We start from the raw sequence: 21,946 nt of genomic DNA, 5'->3' as shown, positions 1-21,946 counted from the left end.
TCTTTGTAGGCCAGATAGTCGTCCGTTCGATAGAATGTGACACACTGTTATGCGGATGAATATAACCCCTTGAACGTGAGTGTGTTTTATCGTTTAGAGTCAGATAGAAATGCTTCATTATATAAATACAGATATTGTTTTTCAGGAGTTCCCCGATGAGGTGACCCTTGCCATCAACGTGTCTGGTTGTCCGTGTCACTGTCCTGGCTGCCATAGTCAGTTCCTGTGGGCGGATAGGGGACATGACCTGACGACAGAGGCGTTGTCTGCACTGATTCATGAAGCGAAAGACACGATAACATGTGTGGGATTTATGGGGGGCGATGGCGACCCAGCTGAGGTCGACAGGCTCGCTGAACACGTGCGACAGAACCACGAAGGACTGAAAGTTGGTTGGTACACTGGGCGCACAGCAATCTCCCCACTCATCGACCAACAGCGTTTCGACTATATCAAAGTGGGGCCCTATCTCCGCCATCTCGGTGCCCTCGACTCCCCACGCACCAATCAGCGGATGTACCGCCGATGCCCAGATGGCTCCTTCGAGGATATCACCTCCCGCTTCTGGAAACATCAGGTAGGAACGAACTCATAAGTTTTTCCGCTCTTGATTAGTGTTATTTTACCCTGCGTTCCTTGACATTTTGTCCAAAAATAACGACCTTTGCACCCGCTTAGAAAGTAGTTAATTTCTGTTAACAAACCCCGGATTTATAAGTCTTACTACTCTCCCCCTGCCTAAAACAAAGCCTTCACGCCCCTAACCCTCCGAGAGTATCTTCCATTAGAACAAGGATTAAGACAGGATGATTGGACGCTCGAGCTCACCAACGATGTACTCCGAGAGTATCTTCCATTAGAACAAGGATTAAGACTTGAATTGCTCTAAATAGTTCATAGCGGACACATTAACTCCGAGAGTATCTTCCATTAGAACAAGGATTAAGACTCTTCTTTTGGCAACAAAGACAATACACGGCGTACTCCGAGAGTATCTTCCATTAGAACAAGGATTAAGACAATAGTTCCAGTGGGGATTCTCAAAGCTTCACTAACTCCGAGAGTATCTTCCATTAGAACAAGGTTTAAGACGTCATAATGGTTTACTTTAATTGGTTAATAAAACTCCGAGAGTACCTTCCATTATAACAAGGATTAAGACACAACATCTGACATTCGATTTGACTTGAACGTAACATCTCCGAGAGTATCTTCCATTATAACAAGGATTAGAGATATTAAAGCAGGAAAATATAAACAATAATAACAATTATATTATGGGTGAACAATTAGATTATTCATTTCAACACTATGGTGATTTTGGATGGAGTTTTTTATTTTTAGTACCTTTATTAATAATAGTAGTATTAGTATTATATGTTATTATCTACTTAATTAATATAGGAGTTAAAAATAAATTACTCAAAAGAGGATTAATTACTATTTTACTAATAAGTTTGGTTATTCCTTTTCTTCGTTTGGGATTAGTAAAAAGCCATAATAGAGATGGTTCAATAACTATTCCAAAGTTTCAAAAAGAAATTATTAAGTCTAAGACAAAAAACATGTCTAAAGATGAGATAATTGATTATAGCATTGAGCTAACTGCTGAGACATTAAAGTTTTCTGACAAATGTAGTCCAGTTACATTTAAGAAGGAAACTAATGCTCATTGTGTATTGTATGCTAAAGTATTAGCTTCTGTATGTAATTATGCATTTCAAGTAAATCATATAGATGCAACAGCTTATCCTGTAGTTGGAGATGTAACTTTTGCTGGGATTAACTTATGTTCATTAGTTAGTAGTATCTTTAGTTTTAATAATAGATTAAAGAACTTCACTAAAGATCATGATTTCGTAGAGATTAAATCTCCAAACTCTGATATTTATGTTGATGCCTGTATATATGATTTATTAAATGTATCTATCAAACAACGAAATTAGAAATTATATGGTAAATATGTCTATGCCATAATAAATTAAACTTATAAGAACTCAATCAGGAACTCCGCGAGTATGTTCCATTAGAACAAGGACTAAGATGACAGCAAGTTCTGTGGTGCAAGATAGCAAATAATATAGTATGAATAAATTAGATTCAATTAAATAATGAAAAAGATTTTATCAATAGTAATTATTCTGATATCCGTTCTTGTTATATGGAGTAGAAATTTTAGTTATAATCCAGAAAAGACGGCTGTATATGTCACAAATAATGCATTAAGTAGATCACATACTTGTTGTGCATGGTTTGTTATGCGGGCTATGCAAGCAGGAGGATGTCCAATAGGAATTTATCCAGCGTATTATTATTCTAAAGTATTACCGAAATATGGTTTTAAGGTAATAGATACAAAAGATTATAAGAAAGGTGATATAATCGTATTTCCTGCTATTAAAAACCATATCTTTGGGCATATAGCAATATGGAATGGTGAACAATGGGTTTCTGATTTCAAGCAAAAATCGATGTTTCCTGCGTCTGGATATAGATTTGCAAAATATAAGATATTTAGATATGAGAAAAATACCTAACATCTTAAGATGGGTATTTGTAGGATTATTTTCTATTCTATCTTATCTCATTATATATATGGTAAACATGTCTATGCCAGAATAAATTAAATTTATAAGAACTCAATTAGGAACTCCGAGGGCTTCTTCTATTAGAACATGGATTAAAACACCTGCATACTGACGAAGACTTGGAAAAATGTTCATAATGCTGAGCGTAATCTCCATTAGAACAAGGATAAAGACTGATTGATGATTGTGTCGTGTTCAAAAGTAGTAACTCTTAGAGCATTTTCCATTAAAACAAGGATTAAGATACATCGTTTTCCTCGTTGTTCATGGCGATGTGGATTTAGGTAGTTGCTTTCCATTAGTACTCATGGCTCTTTGGGAGTAGAGTTCTTGGTGGTTAGGGTAGGGAAGTCTTGGGAATGAGTTGTTGGTAACATTATATTCCGAATGACATTCATTAGCGGAGATGAGGCATGAAGGGACTGATGGAGAAGGCCCAAAATAGCAATTATGAGGGCGGTCATCCAAAAGCTTGATTTCGGTGAAAAATAAATTTGCTGTCATTCCTGTCATGCAAATGTTGGAGTTAACTGGTTAGTAAGTAATGACTTACACGAAATGTTAAAAGTGACAGCAACGATAAATAAAACTATTTTCGTGTTTTAAGAGGTAGATTGGTGTTGATATTTAGTGAAATGTAATTGCCTCGTTCGAGGGTGAAATGGTAGATGTGAATATAGTCTGTTTAGGTAGTATAGAAACCTTGAAGCTGAAAGCAAAAATTGTTTCTTACAGCTTACACAGCATAAGAGTAAGGGGTATCTTGTCTCTATGCTCAATATTCATAGGTTTAAGTATAACCTGCTTGGTATTGTCGATTTTTATTAGGATTACCTATAAAAGCAGCATTAACAAATAAAGAAAAGAATGAAGAAAAAGTTTAATACAATAATCATGTTACTACTCATTGCTATAGCAGTATATGCACAGCATACGCCACGGATAGTAAATGATTTCAAAGAGGGAGATTTAATCTTTCAAGTGTCACAAAGTAATCAGTCTCCTTTTATTCAGTTAGCGACTAATTCGCCGTGGTCACATTGTGGAGTGATAGTAGAAAAAGGCGGAAAAGTCTATGTGCTTGAAGCCTCTAATGTCGTTAAGCTCACTCCACTTAAGAAATGGATTAGTAGAGGAAAGTTTGGTAAGTATAAGAGGAGACGAGTACTTAACAAACCCGTTAAGATTAGGTATGCTAAATATCTTGGTAAGAAGTATGATTTAGCCTTTAAGTTCAATAATAATAAATATTATTGTTCAGAACTTATATACGATATTTACAAAGACCAATTTGGTATTCAACTCGCTACGCCCAAACCGATTAAGTCTTACCATGTGTTTGGACTTGGAAAGTTAATGAAAAGGCGAGGTATGGATCCAAATCAGAAGGTGGTGGCTCCTTGTGATTTGTTATAGATAAAAGACATAATACCTGCTTGCAGGCGTTTGTGGGTTTCCCCTGTTCGCTGAAAGGTTTCTGTTCAATCTGTGAGAGGTACTCCTATGAGACTCTTGTGTTCTTTTCTCACAGAGTTACACAGAAGAACAGAACTCACAAAGGGGCACAGAGACATTAAGTCAACCGATAGCACAGAGCGTTACTGCTAAAGATGGGTGTTGGGTGATGGGTGTTAGGTGTTGATGAATAGACATAAATCTGTCGCCGTCAATCGGCGTTTGTGGCTTCTCCCTGTTCGCTGAAAGGCTTCTGTTTAATCTGTGAGTTCTGTGAGAGATAATATTCCCAACGAATCTCTTGTATTCTTTTTCTCACAGAGTTACACAGAAGAACAGATTTCACAAAGGGGGCACAGAGACATTAAGTCAACCGATAGCACAGAACGTTACAGGTAAAGATGGGTGTTGGGTGATGGGTGTTAGGTGTTGATGAATAGACATAAATCTGTCGCCGTCAATCGGCGTTTGTGGGTTCTCCCTGTTCGCAGAAAGGTATCTGTTTAATCTGTGAGTTCTGTGAGAGATAAGCTCCCCAACGAATCTCTTGCTACCGTGCTGTGTTTAAGAAAACTCCGTACTCTCCTTTTCTCTGTGTGAGACTTCATTAGAGACCAAAGCATAGGCTACATCCTTATCATTCCAAATATCTGAAGAGCCAAAAAGGTTTGCAAACAGACAGCATCATACCCTCGCAGTCTGTTTGCAAACCAATAACAATCTACATGGAGTTTATAAGATGAATACATACCTTATCGACATATAGAGTTGAATGCCGACAACGTAGGTAGGAACGAGTCTTGAGCCAACCTCCAAACCACCCACAAGGACCTTGTGCATCTTTGCAACACTGTCAATCGTACCACTTGCCACACCGTAGGTAAGTGACATAATGATGATGATGAGCGATAAGGAAGGTATAAAACTGGACGAGAAGGAACTGGGGAATAGCTGTCCTGTCACACTTAGGAGGATAGCGTGGGGAATAGCAGTGAGGAGAATCATAATGATAACATAGACGATAAACTCGACCAAAGCTATGCGCAGACCAACTTTCTCACGATAATGGACTTTATGCTGATGGTTAGAAGATGTTGTTAGGCTACTTCTCGTGTTGGATAATGTCTCACGTAACGCATCATAGAGGCGGCTACGAACACACGCACCCACTGCCATCACCGCCATAATAAAGTAGATAAGCAGTGGTGATAGTTGGTTGCTGACAAATGAGCCAAAGAACCATCTGATACCTTCACTACTCAATACAGACCGCATCGGGAGCTCAGGAAAAGCTGCCGTAACAAGCCATGAAAGCAGTATCAATGCCAGTTGGGAAACGAGAAGTACTAAGACAATATATCCTAACTTATTCCTCATCAGCGTGGAGATTGTCGATATCGATAATACGCAGTTCTAATGCCCTTACTACAAGGCGCGTAGCATTGACGCTCATCCCATTGTTACCATCAGGGAAGAGCTTCTGTACGAGTTCGTTCTGTCGTTTCTCCAAACTCTTTACACCGAAAGGCATACCACGCAGGTTGGTTATCTGCTCCTTAGTATAGCCGAGTGCAAGGTGGCGAAGGAAGCGTTCGTCATACTCATCAATCTCGTAGCTGACCATCGCCTCTTGGTGCATTAGCTGACCGCTCACGCTCATTTTGAATCGACCCACAATCTTTTCAAGGATAGGCTGATTGAATACCATTCGTTTACCCGACATGACACTTGCCACATCACCACGTGTCAGTAGCTCGCCACTCTTCAAGCAGATACCATCAGCACCAGCATCAAGAACGTCGACCCATAGCTTTTCATTCAGTATCTCACCTGTAAAGATAAGTACTTTCACGTTCGGATAGGTCTGCTTTGTTTGGCGACATATCTCTACGCCCACCGTTGTTGAACCACCCAATCCGAGGTCGAGTAGCACGAGGTCGGGTAGGTTCTGCTTAATAAGTTTCCAGTAGGCAACTTCGCTTTCAGCTGTTCCGATAATCTCCGCCTCCGGTATTTCGTTTCTAAAGATACCCTCCGTTCCTTTTAATTCCAAGGGTACGTCTTCAACGATAATGACTCTAAACTTCTCCATAGATATCTTTTGTTTTATTTTGTTTCTTAATTTGCTTTTGCCAAGACCACATCTATTCTCACTCCCTCTTGTGTCTCGTTAGCTGAGATACCACAGCCACGTTTGTTCGTAGCCTCGCCATTGTCGCGGGCAATCTGTCGGCAGATGAAGAACATCAAACGGTCGGCAGATGGTTGGAAGAGGTTGCGACAAGCATCATCAGAGAGTGACAGCGTAGACATGATGACGTGTAAGGTCACGTAACCAGGCTGATGCTCTTCGGCAGTGACTGTCAGTGGTTGGTTATTATTAATAAGGTATAAGATCTCAAATAAGTAGGCCAGGAAGACAGGGTCACCATTGATAAGTGGTGACTCAAAGGCTGTCGTCAGTTTTGCAGGGCTCACCAAAGTCGTGATATCCACAGGACGCGACACAAGTTTCACGGCCTCAATCTGGCTCATAGCCTGCTGACTAAGAATCTGATAGAGCTCCTTGTAGTAGATAGCCAACTCGTCAATCGCTTCAAGTTGACCGTCAGCTTCGTCGACAAGCTGGCGAATACGTGAAGGATAGTACATTGTCTCGTGTTTCAGCGTTGACAGACAGTTATCAAGAATACTATTACTAATGTGCAAACGTTCGTTCTCGTATTCCACACAACGCACCTCATCTTCGAGCAGTTCGATATCAGACTGGCTCTTCTGGTTCTCTTCCACCGATGCGACAAGTGCCTCCTTAATCTGGTTGACGATAGCCAATAATCGTTCAGGAAATCTGTCGCTCACTCCTTTCTCAACCTCTCTTAGTTTGTTCTCTTCGCTAACATCGCTAAGGAGGATAGTGTTTATTTGTCTTACACGTTCCAAACAGAACTGATAGACGAGACGGTGACGATAATACATCACGTAATACACTGGTAGAATGGACAGTAGGAAGAGCACGAGAAGGGCAACAGCCACATTCTTATTGGTCTCCGACTTCATCATCATTCGGCAGTATTCGCCCAAAGAGTTATCGGCATAACGCTCCTTAAAGAGGTGGGTATAGACAGAGTTATTATATTTATAAAGGTCCCACTCATGCAAGGCAAGTGCCGCAACAGCACTCTCATTGCGTATATCGAGGATAATTCCATAGTTCATCGGGATACTATCATGATACCATTTAATCTCTGCTGGGACAATAGATAGGCTCCCAAGTCGCTTCATCAGTTCCTTTCCTTTAGGCTGAAGCTGTAGATAGCGTTTATTAAGGTAGTATCGACAAGTATCCGCATAAGCCAGCGTCTTACTATATGAACCATTGATATTAGAGAAGTAAGCCGAGTCAGCATAGATAGCCGCAAGGGTGGTGTAATCCTTCTTTACAAGTGCTGCAGCCTTATCATAGGTCCTTGTTGGTCGAGCCTGAGCAGTCAATAAGGAGGCAGTAGCAAGGAGGCAGGCCAACAAGACACGACTGATACCCTTTGGCAGACGGAAGAAGAAGCGGCTACCCTTGCCTTTCTTACTCTCAACGCCAATCTCACAGATAGCGAATATCTGGCTAATCTTCTTATACTTATTGATGATACCCTTACAATTCATCAGTCCGAAGCCATGCGATGAACTGTCTTTCTGGTCATGAATAGGCTTATGGTCGAAGATATGTTGTTGTTCTTCTTCTGTGAGTCCACAGCCCGTATCGCTAACAGCTATCTCTACATAGTCTGGTGCTTCGGTAGATGTAATCGTCACTTTCCCGCCTTTCTCTGTAAACTTACGGGCGTTATCAGCTAAGGTATTCACCATGAAAAGCGTCAGAACACGGTCGGCTTTGACAATAGCCTTGGTATGCTCTACACGTAGTTCTATACCTTTCATGTGGAAGCCCATACGTCCTTTCTTCACGATATCGAACACCTGTTGCACAGGGAAGCTCTCGATGTGTAGCGACAGTCGTCCTTGTCTGAGTTGGATCCACTCTGTGAGTACAGCGTTTAATTCATTAATCTTATCCGTCAACTCCCGTATATAGGTGTAACGTTCAGCCTTTACAGTCTCACTTTCACCGCCCTTCTTGAGTCTTTCTATCTCATGTAACATACGGTCGATGAGTGGGATAACACCGTTTACGAGTGATATCTTGGCCCTTTGTTCAAGGTTCTTACGTTTATTATCAGTGAGGTGTAACTTGTTGATATCCAGTTGTTCGGATATCTCTTCATACTGTTCAGCCAACTCCGCCATGTGCTGTTCGTTCTGTTGTCGCCATTGTTCAAGAGGCTGAAGGAGGTCGTCTAACGACCCTTGTGTATCTTTTCTTCTACGGAGGTAATGGAAGAGAACGAGCGACCCCAATACGATGATGATAGAAAGAGCCACAGCAATAATGATGAGGTTAAGCTGTTGTGAGGTGTTTTCTAATTGTTCCGCACGTGAGGTGAGATACCTGTCTTGTCGTGTTTCGTCCTGTAAGTCAAGATAGATATTACGGTTGTAATCACTTTGTTGTTTGTTGTTAATCGCCGAATAAGTCACACTCAACTGCTCACGGATTGACGCAACGAGGTCTGGAGCCTGCTTTATAGCAGGATTGTTGTTTAATGCCTTATTCAGACAAATGATAGCTGAACGATAGTCTTTAATCTGCCAATAGCATGAAGCCAAGGTTCGATAAGAACCTGCCGTCTGATAGACATCCCCATAACGTTGGAAGATATGCAGCGAACGCTGTGCCAAGTTACCTGCAAGGAGGCTATCAGGCATATTATCAAGATTGATGTATTGGAACGAGGGGAGGTTATTGTGCATCAGTGTCTCTCGACTCTTATCGTTCACAATCAGCTCACTGATAGCCTGCAAGGAGTTTGCCTCCCAATAAGGGAAGTTGTGTTGTCGTGCAAGCATATAGCATCTTATGAGATACTCAAACTCCTTTTGTTCAATAGCTTTCTGTGTGTTCGTATTGATAATACCACCCGAGCCGATGTTATAGAAGTAGGCCAACAGCTGTGCTATGTCTGTTTGGATCTCTCCATCAGGGTTTATCTGGTGGATGGCTTTGATAGATGGCTGTTCCAAACCTACATAATAATAATAGGTGGAGGTGACGATAGCAAACTCAGAGCGGGCATAGACCATACGACGACGCTGACGAGGAGAGAGCAGTGCTTCGTCTTCTTCAATACGATGAAGTCTTTTCTGCGCCTTTTCATAGTAGTCGTAGAACTCCTTATTGAGCGACTCACGCTGACAGAGACGCATCAACTGGATGTCAGCAACCAGCAATTCTACCTGGTTATCAGTAATCTTTAATACGGAATCGAGCTTAGCGTTAGCTGCCGTAAAGCGCATCTTCATCAAGTCGACAAAGGCAAGGTTGTTCAGTGCTTCTGCCTTTCCTGCGTCATAGTTCTTCGCTAAGTTATAGGCTTTATTAGCATAGATTGTGACAGAGTCGAGGTTGCGATAATGGAGAGCGTAGGCCTTATCATTATAGAGGTCGACCTCTTTCTGATTGGGCGTACTACAAGCAACACATAACAGAAGGAGTAGGCTGGCTACCCATCCTTGTATTTTACCGTATGTTCTTGCTTTCTTCATCTATCTTATAGGGTCTTTGTCGCAGTCAATCTATAATCTAAAGGCAAATTTACAAAACTTTTCTCAAATAGGGGTTAAGCAACTACAGAATTATCTATCATCTTTATTTGACAACATGATTTAGTCGTTCTATGATGGAGACCGTTGCTTTCTTCTTTCTTTCTCGTGGATAATCAAAAAGAGTTGGGTGCATCAGATTGCTGATACACCCAACTCTTTTTTATTCTAAATAATGCTGTTTCTCATTTTAAGGATGGCAGAAGAAGAGTATTATCACTTGTGCCATAAAGATTCTTAGGAACATACTGAGCGGATAAACAGTTGAGTATCCGATAGCTGGAGCCTCGCTTGAACAGATGGAGTTAGCGTAACCCAATGCTGGAGGGTCGGTATAGGTACCGGCCAACATACCCATGATTGTAAAGTAATTGAACTTATACTTCATTCGTGCGATGGTTCCTACGATAAGAATTGGGATGATGGTGATGAGGAAACCAGTGTAAACATACTTCAAACCGTCTCCTTGGATAACCGTATTCCAGAACCCTGCGCCAGCCTTGATACCCACGGAAGCAAGGAAGAGGGCCAATCCCATCTCACGTAACATCAGGTTGGCTGATGTCGTTGTATAGGTGACAAGACCTATACGATGGCCGAAACGACCTAAGAGAATGGCTATGATTAGCGGACCACCAGCCAAGCCGAGCTTCATAGCTACAGGCATGTTAGGGATGCTGATAGGCAGACTTCCAAAGAGAATACCTACCATGATACCGATAAAGATAGTTGCGATGTTTGGTGCATAGAGGCGTTTCTCGGAGTTACCCATCATCTCTGCTACACGGTTTACATTCTCTTCTGGACCAACAACCATGATGCGGTCGCCAACGATAAAGCGGTGGTTACGACCCGCAAAGAGGTCCATACCTTGGCGGATGATACGTGTCACGTTCACGCCATAGACTGAACGGAAGTGTAGATTGCCTAAGGTCTTACCGTTGATAGAACTGTTGGTGATGATAATACGGCGACTAACGAGTGGTTGAGGCTGGTCTTCCTCATGCCAGTCTACCTCAATCTCTGGACCAATGAAGGCTTGGATAGCCTGTGCGTCAACCTCTGCACTAACGATAAGTATCTCATCACCCAACTCAAAGACATTGTCTAAAGTAGGAACACTGAGTACGTTATTGTGCATAAGACGTGTACAAACGAAATCGCGGTTGAGGAACTCTGATATTTCTTTGAGCTTTCGGCCTGCGATATAAGCGTTTTGTACCCTCAGATACATGGTGTGAGGTTTTGCATTTGGGTTCTCTGCTTCTTCCTCATTCAGCTTCTCATTCTCTTCTTCGAGGTTTACCTTACAGATATAACGTATAGCAATTGTTGCACCGATAATACCTACGACACCCAAAGGATAGGCACAAGCATAACCGGAAGTGATGTCGAAATCCATCCCGTTCTTAAAGACGCTGTGTAAAGCCTCATTCGCTGCACCAAGACCAGGGGTGTTTGTTACGGCACCATAGAGCGTACCTACCATCATAGGAAGGCTACTTGAGTCTTTCGTGTCGAAGAAGATAAAGTAGCACGCAAACATCACGAGGATGTTAAGAAGGATTGTCACCGAGGCGAGAATGTTAAGTTTTAGTCCACCTTTACCGAAGCTCTCGAAGAAACCCGGCCCTACTTGCAGACCTATCATAAAGACGAATAGAATCAATCCAAAGTCTTGTAAGAAACTTAACACAGGGAGTGGTCCTGTGAATTTAATGCTTCCGGCTGCAATGCCGACGAACAAAACGAAGGTTACTCCAAGTGAGATACCTCCAATCTTAATCTTGCCAAGTAGTACACCTACGGCAATGACAATCGAATAAAGCAACACGATATGTGCTACCGTATCCTGTTTTGCTGTTGAGAAAATATCAATTAACCAGTCCATAAGGTATTGTTTAGTGGGTGCAAAGGTAGTGATTTAAAAGAATATAAACTAATCTTTTATGACAATTTTTAGGACGCTGAAGTTTTTTGTTGGTACAATGTACAATATTTGTAGATGACTATCAATCAGAATGATAAGAATAGTTAGGATAGAAGGGTAGCCTCCTCTCCTTGCCTTTACACCTGTTTTCTCCTGATAGTCAATAGGTTTTTGTAGACGTATGTAATAGTTAGCTCATCATTATATAATATATGGTTTCACATCTATATAATATCTCGTTCATCTTCCTCACAAGCCCGTTTATGGTTGATTTCATAGTTTACATTCGTGTTATTCGCGTCATTCGTAGTACGAACCATCCTCTGTTTTCGTTTGTCATTATATCATTCTGTCTCAAAAAAATCATTTGTCTCCATTTGTCATTATGTCATTCTGTCTCAAAAATAATCATTTGTCTCCATTTGTCATTATGTCATTCTGTCTTCAAAAAAATCATCTGTCTCCATTTGTCATTATATCATTCTGTCTCAAAAAAATCATTTGTCTCCATTTGTCATTATGTCATTCTGTCTCAAAAATAATCATTTGTCTCCATTTGTCATTATGTCATTCTGTCTTCAAAAAAATCATTTGTCTCCATTTGTCATTATGTCATTCTGTCTTCAAAAAAATCATTTGTCTCCATTTGTCATTATGTCATTCTGTCTCAAAAAAATCATCTGTCTCCATCCGTCCCTATGTTATTCTGTCTCAAAAACTTCCTCTGTCTTTATTTGTCCTTATGTTACTCTGTCTCTCATTTATTCTGTCTGTATCGTGTTGAAAAGTCTTGACAATGATGCGTATAAGGCTCTGGGATAAAGAATGGGGATATGTATAAAAGCGTAGTATGTAACTATCATGTATTCAGTTGGTTATAGGTAGCAAAGAAGAAGACGCCTAATAAGCATCAAGAAGGGCGTTTTCAACATGCAAGAAGGGCATGTTCTTGAAGCAAGAAGAGCGTCTTCTTGAATGTTGACGGGCGTGTACAGGGAGGGAGTAGAGCGAAAAAGGTTTACAAGAAGGTTTCTCAGATGATAATAGTAAAGCTTTCTGATACTTATAGTGAAGTGTTCTGACGTTTATAACAAAGGTTTTTAGAAACTTATGACCAAGCCTTTCATGAGTTTAGTTCGTTGCTTATGACAGAGGGTATAGGGTGGGGTAATTAGACAAAGAAATCCCCTTGTTTGTTTGCCGAACAAGTGTTCAGCAACCAACAAGGGGACTTTTTATTTACGTGTTATCGTTCTTACTTAACGCTAATCTTTGCAGCCTTGTTGCCTACACGTACGATGTAGGTACCACGAGCGAGGGAGATGCGAGTGCTGTCGTCAGCAATCTTAGCTTGGTAAACGAGCTTACCATCGATAGTGTAGATAGCTGTTGTAGCATTCTTTGCACCCAAGATATTAATAGCACCATCGTAGAACTGGATCTTAATATCCTTATCTGCACTGACATTATCAATGCCTGTTGAAGGAGTGAATGTGATGTAGTTTGTGTGGAGAAGGGCATTAGGGAAGTTATCGTTTGCCATCACACAAACAAGTTTCGTGAAGGTTTCACTAAGCTTCAAAGTAGTTACACCATTCTCAACGGTGTACTCGTCGTTGGCTGTAAGCTCTTCACCTTGTAACTGACCATCAACATATTGCACATTGCCATCGAACCAGCGGTAGGTAGTAGGCTCACCTCCTACAACCGCCTCAGAGCTGAGATCGACCTTACCATCAACGCACTTAACATCAATTGGTGCCTGAAGGTTGTAAGAGTATTTATCAAATCGCCTGCCGTTGTTGCTTGGCAATGGCATTGTAGAGAACTTCAGACGGTTGCCAACAACGTTGAGAACTCTAAGATTAGTATTCTTTGACACGTCAACCTTTGTAAGTTTGTTAGCGTTCAACCACAACTGCTCCAACTGAGGAAGCTTGTCGAGTGATACGCTTTCGAGCTCGTTATTGCTCAAGTCAAGGTTCCAAAGCATAGGGTTATCAAGTTTGATATCCTTCATCTTGTTGCTTGATAGGTAAGCAACATTAAGGCTTGGCGCCTTTGATAAGTCGAAGTTCTTAATCTTATTACCAATCAATGAAACTGAGAAAAGCTTTGGGAACGGTGACAAGTCAACGTCTGTCAACTCATTCTCATCAAGGTTCAAGTCGGTAAGGTTTGGTGCTACAGGGAGCTTAATAGTTGTAAGTCCTGCCTTCGAAACAGTGATAAGCTTTGCTTCCTTCATACCAGTGAAGTCAGCATCGGCCATCTTAACGTTTGAGATACTGAAGACTTTCACCTTATCATCAGGCTCAGCAACAAGTACACGTACCTTTGTATTTGGCTTTGACTTAGCTCGGAAGAGCTTGTAAGTCTCTCCAAGTGCATACTGTGTGACGTTACCATTACCCTCCCATTCGATGTAGACAGACTTACCAGGAACATAGCTTGCGAGAGAAAGCGCCACGCTATCAGTCTGGTTGACAGTAGTAAATGATGCCAACTCATATTTAGGGAAGGCGATAGGATGAACGTATGTTGTCTTGAAGACGTTCTGGCCTTCGAAATCAGGGTAGGCTGCATGCGTCATCTCACAATAGATAGAGTCGAGCGCAAGGTTCTTGAACTTAGCAGAACCATCGGTAATGGTATAGTCTGTACCCAACTGTAACGGTGTACCATCCTTCTTCTTCCATACAAACTGAGTCTTAGCACCATTCTTTGTGATGTACTGTTCAGAGAGGTCGATACCTGGTGAAGAGGTTGAAATCTGTAGAACGTGCTGCGGAGCATAGATGAAGTTGCCACGAGAAAGGCCGAAGTCGTTAGGCATATTAGCCAATGTGAAATAGTTGCCACTGATGTTCAACTTCTTTACAGGTGCAACGCTTGGTATTCCAATCTCGGTCAACTCGTTGTTAGCAACATTGACGTCTTCTATCAGTTCACTGTGGTTAAGGAGGAGACGAGTGAACTTATTGTAAGAGATATCAAGCATACGCAAGTTGTCGGCATCCTTAAGATCCAGCTTGTTCAGATTGTTATGACTTACATTCAGCTTCGTTACACCATAGATGGTATAGTAGAGTAATGAGTCAATCTGGTTATTACTAATGTTGATATCAGTCAAATTACTCTTATTAAAGTAAGATGATGGACCACGGAGATCAACACGTCTTAGCTGATTGTTAGATAAGTCGAGCTTCTCAAGCTTATTGTTGTAAGAGAGGTCAATAGTAGTAAGACCTGCATTCTTCAGCGTCAGTATGCGAAGTTCTGTAAGTGCAGAGAGGTCGATGTTATCAATGTATTGACCGTTAGACTCAAGACTTGTTACGTACTTATCTTGTGGAACATATACGATAATGTTACCTGCGCCAGTACGTGTAGTAGCAATGTTAGGTGTAGCAGGACGCTCTTCCTTAATCTGGAATGGCTTTGTCTCTCCATTACCTAAGTCAACCTTTACTGTTACAGGATTAGCTGCAGTAGCACCAAGGATACCCACTGACATGTTAACTGGGTCGCCTTCAGATCCAAGACTTGACATTTCAACAGCCTTCTCGTCCTTTCCAAACTCGGCAACAGTCTTTATTCTGAAGTTCTCAGTACGGATAGGGTAGTCTTTAAGGCGGCTATTCGTGAACTGTACAAAGACCTGATCATTAAGTGCTTTCTTCAATGTCACCTTACCAGCCTCGTATGAGTAATAGCTGTCATCCAACTCTACAGGCTTTGTTGGGTCGGCCTTTGGAACACGGTAAAGCCTTGCCTGAGTCGTTGTTTTTGGACGAAGTACACGCTTGCTAAGGTCGATGACATCACCTACCTTATATGTATCGTTCAACTCCATAGGGTTTTGCTCGTGGTAATACTCAAACCAGTTGCCTGGTTCTGGCAGTGTAGCAAAGTCCATGTAGTTGTATCTTACGTTGACACTATATAGGTTTACGTTCTGACTAACGTCAAGGCTCCGTAGGAGGTTACGGTCGCAAGAGAGTGTGAAGAGCTCTGGATTGTTTCTTAAATCAAGCTCTTTCAAGTTGTTACCACCACAATAGAAGTAGTAGAGCTTCGGACAGTGAGACACATCAATGGTCTCAAACTTTACGTCAGTATTGACTGCTCCAGAAGAGTGAGAGATGTAGAGCTGTGTAATCTCAGGGTTATGACTAAGGTCAAGGGTCTTGACACGAGAGTCACCCACGTTGAGTATTTGCAGTAATGGGTTCTTTGAGAGGTCTACACTCTCCACGCTTGTCATGTCAAGGCTCAATCGCTGCAGCAGAGGACACTCTGTTGGGTCTGCTACCTTAAGGCTGAGTGTGTGGTAGGCATCAAACGAACGGAGCTTAGGAAAGTTCTTCAGTGTGAAGTTAGGAGAGATATGTCCAATCTGTGGAACCTCCAACACCATAAGATTAGGCATACGACCAATCATCAATGGAGTCTCGGCTGTGAACGGATTGTCCTGCAGGTAGATAACACTTAGGCTCTGTAACTTATCAATATTGAGTGACTTTAAGCTGTTATGCTCCAAGTTTAATACTTGTAGCTTTAGGTTGTCATTAAACTCAATCTGGTCGATCTCGTTACCAGAGGCATTAAAGTAATAGATGTTAGCTGGGTCACCCTTAATCGTTACCCACCCATCATCTGACACTGTACCAGTGTAGAGAGAGCCTTTCATGGTCTGTTCGCCATTCTCATTCTCTACTATGGTTTTATTCACATCGAACTCTTCGTCACCTGAACCACAATCGATGCTAACGGTAGTTGCATTGTCTTTTGCGCCCAACACAAAGGATACTTGTGCTGTAATTCCACTACTTTTAGCCTTAGCAGGAATGTTAGTATGGAACTTGATGATCTGTTGATCGTCTTGCGCATGGGCAGCAAGCGAGCTCCAAAACATTGCCATCACTAAGAGAAGAAAGGATGGCAGAAAAGTAAATTTATGCTTCATATATTTATAAATATTATAGTTTTCTTATATTATAGCATGTGATTAATTATCGTATTCCCAAGGATGAGGAGTGTTCTTCCTATCCTTTGGGAATATTATCCGACCTTTATCAAGCCTTAATAGATAACGATACGCTGTGCCTTACCACCATTTACTTGAATCAAGTAAACGCCCTTGTTCCATGAAGAAGCATTAACATTGAGTTCGTCACCTTGTGCTGAGAGCGAGTGAACTAACTGTCCGCTGAGTGAATAAGCACGTAAGTTCAGTTGCTTTGCACCAGCAAGGAAGGCTGAAAAAGAGCGTTCGCCAGTCATTGTGATGACAGGTACTTCTTGACTCTCAGCGTATTTCACGCCATTAATACCATCGGTTTCCTTTTCTTTTAGTACCTGCTTTAAGCCAGCGTAAGCGTCAAACTTACCTGCTCCCCACTGTACTGGGTCACCTGTACCAGTAACATACTTATCCTTGCGAGCGGTCTGCTGGATGATACGGATTACGTCCTTGACTGTCAAACTTGGGTTCGCTTCAAGCCAGAGGGCAATAGCACCAGCCACAACAGGCGTAGCCATGGATGTACCAAGTGATTGATGCCAGTAGTATTTCTTACCACCTTTCTCCAACTTACCCTGCAATGCCATGTCACCATAGCCTAAGTCGGGATTCTCTACAGCGTATGTATTGACAGAAGAGATGATAGATGCGCCCGGAGCACATACGTGTGGAAGATTTCTACCATCGGCTAATGTACCGAAAGAAGAGAAGCGTGAAGCCTCGCCTTCAGGGAAGTCATCTTCGTCACCTCGCTTGTTGTAGCCATAAACAAAGCCGTCGAGAGATGACCAGTGGTTGCGTACATTGTAGCTACCAACAGTAACGATGTTTGCAGCACATGCCATATCACTGATAGAACCATTGCGTGTTCCACTTACGAAACCCTCCTGTTTGTTGCTATCGAAGTAGATAAACTGTGCATCACTGTAAACTTCAACACGCTGTCCTGGCTTCTTGCTCTTTATTTCCAACGCCAGTTTATAGTTGCCGTCTTGGTTAGTTTTCTGGTTATCACTGGTCATTATCTGTGCCATAGCGTAGTAACGGCCTGTTTCAGGGTCTATCATAGAAGCTGCTGTGACGTATCCATCGAACGCTTTCGCAAAGGTTTGGTTGATAACAGCACCTGACATTGAATAGTCACCACCTGATGCGTAGGTTATAGGTTGGCCTTTTGTATTATTTGGAAGAGGGATTCTAACAGCAGCTTTATTGCCACGCTTCGTGTTAGTAACAACTATTTGTAGCTCGAACGCAGTAGAGTCATTACTATAAGCAGCTATCTGTCCGTTACGAAGATTATAGTAGGTCTTACCTCCAGAACTTAAACTATCTGGCTGCATTGGCGTAAGGAAGGTCTTAACTGTCTCTCCCGCAGCATCAAAATCCTTCTTTAATGCGATGCCCATGTTAGCCTCGTTACCAGCAGCAACACAGATAATAGCGTGCTTTCCTTCCTCTGCAAGGAAGCGATTCATTACACTTGTAGAGTCGTGTACACCAATGTTACTACCTAATGAAAGGTTGATAACACATGGTTTAGGCTTCTTTCCTGATAGTTGTGCATACTGTACGACATCATCAACACCAAATGCAATATACTGGTCACGCAAGTCTCCGCATGAAGCCACAAGTTCTGACTCTGTTGCACAGCCATAGAAAGGATTAGGACCAACCACCTTATAAGACTTGTCGTTATCGTTAGTCTTAGCATAGGTGATATCGCCTTTGTATCCACCCGCCATGATTCCTGTAGTGTGAGTACCATGGAATGTAGTGTAGGAATCGGTCGTAAAGTCCTCAATAGCGTATGCGTTATCACGATTAGTCAGGGTGTCAAGTACGGCACGAGGGTAATAGTTATCAAATTGATAACCATCCTTATTCGACTGACTGGCTGTAATCTTACTGATATAACCAAATCGTGTGCTACCGTCTGGCTTGAGGAAGTTGATATGGTTAGGGTCAATACCACCGTCAACAATACCCGTTACAACCCCTTTACCAGTGTAAGCCTGCGGGAGGTCGACACCTTGGTGAATCTTATCGACACCAATCTCCTTACGAACGACATCCATCTTCTGATAGACACGACGTGGGAGTTCCATACGACGAACGCACTTCAAGGCTGAAATACGCTCTATGTCTTTTATTGGAGCTACGACAATAGCGATATTACCACGTACTCGCAACACCTTTACTCCTTGTGCTTCTAAGTCTGCTCGGTCGTTCTGATCCTTCATTTCGACCATTGCCATTGTGTTTTCTGGTACACTCTTAGGTCGTTCAAACGCGCGTGTTCGACTATTGTACGTAGGTATGGCTGTATTGCGGAGCTTATACAGTTCCAACTGACTTTGTAAGTCGAGCTTCGACTGACCGAATGCCATTCCTGCCGTACAGATACTTAATACTGTAAGTAGAAATTTTCTCATCACTTCTTTATTATAATCTTTTTACCATTAATTACGTAGACTCCATTAGGTAGCTGACTACCTTCTACACGTGTTCCATCAAGGCGATAGACTACAGCCTTACCTTGTTTTACGGCTTCTATGGCTTCAATGCCATCTGTTTCGCCCTTGAGTAAGACCTCCAGACGGTCGCCATTATTCAAATCAAACTCAAAGCTTGTGCCGCCAGGATAAGGTGGGTTAAGTTTCGTTCCATTGAGTTTAACCACCATCTTACTCAAGTCGTTGCCGTATGCACCAAGCATGAAGTGATGGTCGTCGGCTGAGAACATGACGGTGTTTTCACCTGTCTGCATCTTTACCGTTGAGTGGTCAGAGCGATAGAAGTTGAATCCATAGTTCGCAAGGCTGATGTCGTCAATGAAAACTGTTGCCTTCTGGTCGCGTACAATGGCTGATGTCGTAACCTCAATCGTCATTCCTTCGGTTAATCTTATCTCGTATGCTCCTTCGTAATTGGCGGTTACGGGATTTCCATTTACCTTCAGTGACTCAATCTTACAACCGCTATTTGGCTTTATTTGGATAAGGTTGTTCTTCTCACCTAACTCTATATTATTGCTGCCATTCTGTAGGGTTATCACCTTATTATTATAGCTTTGTCCCTCATAAGCGGTGATATTTGCTGCGTTGTCAACAGTCAACACAGCCTTTACAGTAGCATATTTATGTGCCTGAACATCAAAGACAAGATTGTCTTTCACGTAACATTCGTAGTTACCATATATCGTAACGGCAGTCCCATTGACCTTAAAAGCATCTAAGGCATAGTTGCTTTGGTCGAAAGTTAAGGATAGTTTCGTTCCTGCTTTGAGCTTGAAATCGGCGTCATTGTAGTTCTTAACTTCCACACCATCAGCCATTACCTTTGAGATAACACCCTTCGCAGCCTCGTTAGAAAAGTTGAACTTCACTGGATAAGATACGTCTGGATAATCGGCTTTGATATCTACAACACAGCCTGCTTCCAGCGTTACAAAGTATTGACCACCCGAAGAAGCTACGTCATTACCGTCGACTGTCACCTTATATATAGGGGCATCGCTATAATTAGCATTGGTTATCACAAGCGTTTTCTCGGTATTAGGAATCCATTTTACAATGTTTTCACCATTTTTCAACGCTACTGACGTGTGTGACTCATAGCGAGATACCCTCACTTTTGAGGCATTATCGACCTTTACAGAGCATGAACCTGTGCGAACATCAGCTAAGACTCCACTCTTAACCTTAATGAGTATATTCTTGTCAGCATCTGATAGATAGATATTGCAAGACGTGAGATTTGAAATGTTTTGAGCTATAACTGCTCCGTCTTTACCTTGTTTTGTAACATCCTTAAGGTAGTAACCCTCCTTAGCCTCTATACTTAAAGAGGCATATTGAGGTACATTAACCGTGTTTGTACCATTGGCAAGGTCAGCCACTGGGACATAATTAACCTTCACGGTAACTCTATTAACATCATCAATATTGATTTTAACGGGCGTATCAGCCTTTGCGTTTACTGATGAGAACACCAATAGTACTAAAAATAGATAAGAGTAAACCTGCTTCATAGACATATATTTTATTATTGACCAAATATCGGATATAAGCTTTTTCACTATGGTTTCTGCACTAAAAGCAGAGGAGTTGTTGTGATAAATACCGAGCAAACACTTTTACAGGTTATTTGTTCTTTTATAAATCTATTGCAAAAGTAGTTATTATTTATGGTTAGAACAAAGTTTTTTCGCTTAAAATTATATTTTAATTCATAATTAGTCTTATTTGTATCTATTTCAAACAAAATCGTAACTAAAACACTTGTTGTTATAAAATAAGCGGGTTTAGTCGACGAGTCGACAGAATACACATATCTAAGCTGACGCTTTAGCTGATTGTTAAAATATGGGATAATTAGCTTATTAACAATGAGTCGACATAGTCTATATACCCGTTCATCATAGTGTAAAGGAACCTATTGATGATAAAAAAGTATTACAATACGTCGACTATCATACTCTCTAAATCCGAGGATAAAGTCTTGTGCATGTGATGTGATAACGTTCAATAAATCAGTATATTACAAGTTGCTTTGTAGAACATGCCTTTCTTGCCTCAAGAAGGGCATGTTCTACATGCAAGAAGAGCCTGTTCTTGAACGTTGAAGGGCCTCTTCTTCACCCATGAAAGGCGTATGTTCAGTCCGAAAGAAGCGAAAATTCTTAACAAGTGGTGAAGGAGCTGAGGAGTGAAGGGGAGTGGAATGGAGATAAAGTATGAAGGAGTTAAGGAGTGAAGGGGAGTGAAATGGAGTTAAGTCAACCGATTTCACAGAACCTTATAGCCAACGTTAGCTAATCATCAACACCTAACACCCAACACCCAACACCCATCTTTAGCAGTAACGCTCTGTGATCTCTGTATGCCGAAGGCCTTCTGTGGGCTCGAAACTGTGCGCAAAAATACTCTGTTAACTCTGTGTGCTCTGTGAGAGAAAAATATATCCTTTGTTAGAGATATAACTTTTAAGCTCGTTACTTTATCAATTTGTTACCATGTAGCGAAGCCTGTTTATCTGTTACCTTGTCTACTTGTCCACTTACGACAAAATCTGTTTACCTGTTACCCTGTCTACTTATCAGCAAAAGACATACCCTGTCTACCCGTTAACTCGTCAACTTGTTAACTTACAAAAAACTCCTGTTTATCTGTTACCCTGTCTTCTTATCAGCAAAAGACATACCCTGTCTACCCGTTAACTCGTCAACTT

The 21,946-nt window shown here is 41.6% G+C and carries 11 protein-coding genes and 1 CRISPR repeat array; of the genes, 4 read left to right on the top strand and 7 right to left on the bottom strand.

Going from position 1 to position 21,946, the window contains the following annotated elements:
• Positions 1-109: 109 nt before the first annotated feature.
• The 4 genes from nrdG (at position 110) to AXF23_RS00740 (ending at position 4,004) form a co-directional block, all read left to right on the top strand.
• Positions 110-595 carry an anaerobic ribonucleoside-triphosphate reductase activating protein gene (nrdG, locus tag AXF23_RS00755; RefSeq protein ID WP_107623947.1) on the top strand — a complete coding sequence of 162 codons (486 nt, stop codon included), beginning with the start codon at positions 110-112 and terminating at the stop codon, positions 593-595.
• A gap of 170 nt (positions 596-765) precedes the next feature.
• Positions 766-1,236: direct repeats of the CRISPR family, unit length 37 nt; unit sequence CTCCGAGAGTATCTTCCATTAGAACAAGGATTAAGAC.
• Between the two features lie 41 nt (positions 1,237-1,277).
• Complete coding sequence (locus tag AXF23_RS00750) at positions 1,278-1,946, top strand: hypothetical protein (protein WP_089366342.1); 669 nt, start codon at positions 1,278-1,280, stop codon at positions 1,944-1,946.
• Between the two features lie 165 nt (positions 1,947-2,111).
• Entirely contained in the window at positions 2,112-2,537 is a 426-nt protein-coding gene (locus AXF23_RS00745; RefSeq protein ID WP_009011682.1) for a CHAP domain-containing protein, read from the top strand.
• Between the two features lie 945 nt (positions 2,538-3,482).
• The gene (locus AXF23_RS00740; protein WP_233251210.1) at positions 3,483-4,004 is read left to right on the top strand and encodes a YiiX/YebB-like N1pC/P60 family cysteine hydrolase; all 522 of its coding nucleotides are present in this window, start codon (positions 3,483-3,485) and stop codon (positions 4,002-4,004) included.
• Positions 4,005-4,775: 771 nt separating this feature from the next.
• Here the strand turns inward: AXF23_RS00740 and AXF23_RS00735 are convergent.
• The 7 genes from AXF23_RS00735 to AXF23_RS00705 all read right to left on the bottom strand — a co-directional run bounded on the left by AXF23_RS00735 (position 4,776) and on the right by AXF23_RS00705 (position 20,747).
• The gene (locus AXF23_RS00735; protein ID WP_107623946.1) at positions 4,776-5,420 is read right to left on the bottom strand and encodes an AbgT family transporter; all 645 of its coding nucleotides are present in this window, start codon (positions 5,418-5,420) and stop codon (positions 4,776-4,778) included.
• Positions 5,410-6,135 (bottom strand): DUF5932 domain-containing protein, encoded by a 726-nt coding sequence (locus AXF23_RS00730; RefSeq protein ID WP_009011685.1) that lies wholly within the window; start codon positions 6,133-6,135, stop codon positions 5,410-5,412. Before AXF23_RS00730 ends, AXF23_RS00735 begins: the two co-directional genes overlap by 11 nt.
• A gap of 26 nt (positions 6,136-6,161) precedes the next feature.
• On the bottom strand, positions 6,162-9,701 hold the full coding sequence (locus tag AXF23_RS00725; RefSeq protein ID WP_107623945.1) for an ATP-binding protein: 3,540 nt from the start codon (positions 9,699-9,701) through the stop codon (positions 6,162-6,164).
• A 247-nt stretch (positions 9,702-9,948) separates the two neighbouring features.
• A complete protein-coding gene (locus AXF23_RS00720; protein ID WP_107623944.1) occupies positions 9,949-11,649 on the bottom strand; it encodes a putative transporter in 1,701 nt (566 codons plus the stop codon).
• A gap of 1,294 nt (positions 11,650-12,943) precedes the next feature.
• Positions 12,944-16,657, bottom strand: coding sequence for a DUF6383 domain-containing protein (locus tag AXF23_RS00715; RefSeq protein WP_107623943.1), 3,714 nt, complete (start codon positions 16,655-16,657; stop codon positions 12,944-12,946).
• Between the two features lie 116 nt (positions 16,658-16,773).
• Complete coding sequence (locus AXF23_RS00710; protein WP_107623942.1) at positions 16,774-19,149, bottom strand: S8 family serine peptidase; 2,376 nt, start codon at positions 19,147-19,149, stop codon at positions 16,774-16,776.
• Positions 19,149-20,747 (bottom strand): hypothetical protein, encoded by a 1,599-nt coding sequence (locus tag AXF23_RS00705; protein ID WP_107625753.1) that lies wholly within the window; start codon positions 20,745-20,747, stop codon positions 19,149-19,151. The genes AXF23_RS00710 and AXF23_RS00705 overlap by 1 nt, the downstream gene beginning before the upstream one ends.
• Positions 20,748-21,946 lie beyond the last annotated feature (1,199 nt).

The organism is Prevotella sp. oral taxon 313 (assembly GCF_003043935.1).
Lineage (GTDB): Bacteria > Bacteroidota > Bacteroidia > Bacteroidales > Bacteroidaceae > Prevotella > Prevotella jejuni.
This window is presented reverse-complemented; position numbering and strand designations above follow the sequence as displayed.

What these genes read in the sequence shown, in the direction of transcription:
- AXF23_RS00750 (WP_089366342.1), top strand. Translation starts at nt 1,278, where the DNA reads ATGGGTGAACAATTAGATTATTCATTTCAACACTATGGTGATTTTGGA.
- AXF23_RS00715 (WP_107623943.1), bottom strand. Translation starts at nt 16,657, where the DNA reads ATGAAGCATAAATTTACTTTTCTGCCATCCTTTCTTCTCTTAGTGATG.
- AXF23_RS00745 (WP_009011682.1), top strand. Translation starts at nt 2,112, where the DNA reads ATGAAAAAGATTTTATCAATAGTAATTATTCTGATATCCGTTCTTGTT.
- AXF23_RS00740 (WP_233251210.1), top strand. Translation starts at nt 3,483, where the DNA reads ATGTTACTACTCATTGCTATAGCAGTATATGCACAGCATACGCCACGG.
- nrdG (WP_107623947.1), top strand. Translation starts at nt 110, where the DNA reads ATGCTTCATTATATAAATACAGATATTGTTTTTCAGGAGTTCCCCGAT.
- AXF23_RS00710 (WP_107623942.1), bottom strand. Translation starts at nt 19,149, where the DNA reads ATGAGAAAATTTCTACTTACAGTATTAAGTATCTGTACGGCAGGAATG.
- AXF23_RS00735 (WP_107623946.1), bottom strand. Translation starts at nt 5,420, where the DNA reads ATGAGGAATAAGTTAGGATATATTGTCTTAGTACTTCTCGTTTCCCAA.
- AXF23_RS00730 (WP_009011685.1), bottom strand. Translation starts at nt 6,135, where the DNA reads ATGGAGAAGTTTAGAGTCATTATCGTTGAAGACGTACCCTTGGAATTA.
- AXF23_RS00725 (WP_107623945.1), bottom strand. Translation starts at nt 9,701, where the DNA reads ATGAAGAAAGCAAGAACATACGGTAAAATACAAGGATGGGTAGCCAGC.
- AXF23_RS00705 (WP_107625753.1), bottom strand. Translation starts at nt 20,747, where the DNA reads ATGAAGCAGGTTTACTCTTATCTATTTTTAGTACTATTGGTGTTCTCA.
- AXF23_RS00720 (WP_107623944.1), bottom strand. Translation starts at nt 11,649, where the DNA reads ATGGACTGGTTAATTGATATTTTCTCAACAGCAAAACAGGATACGGTA.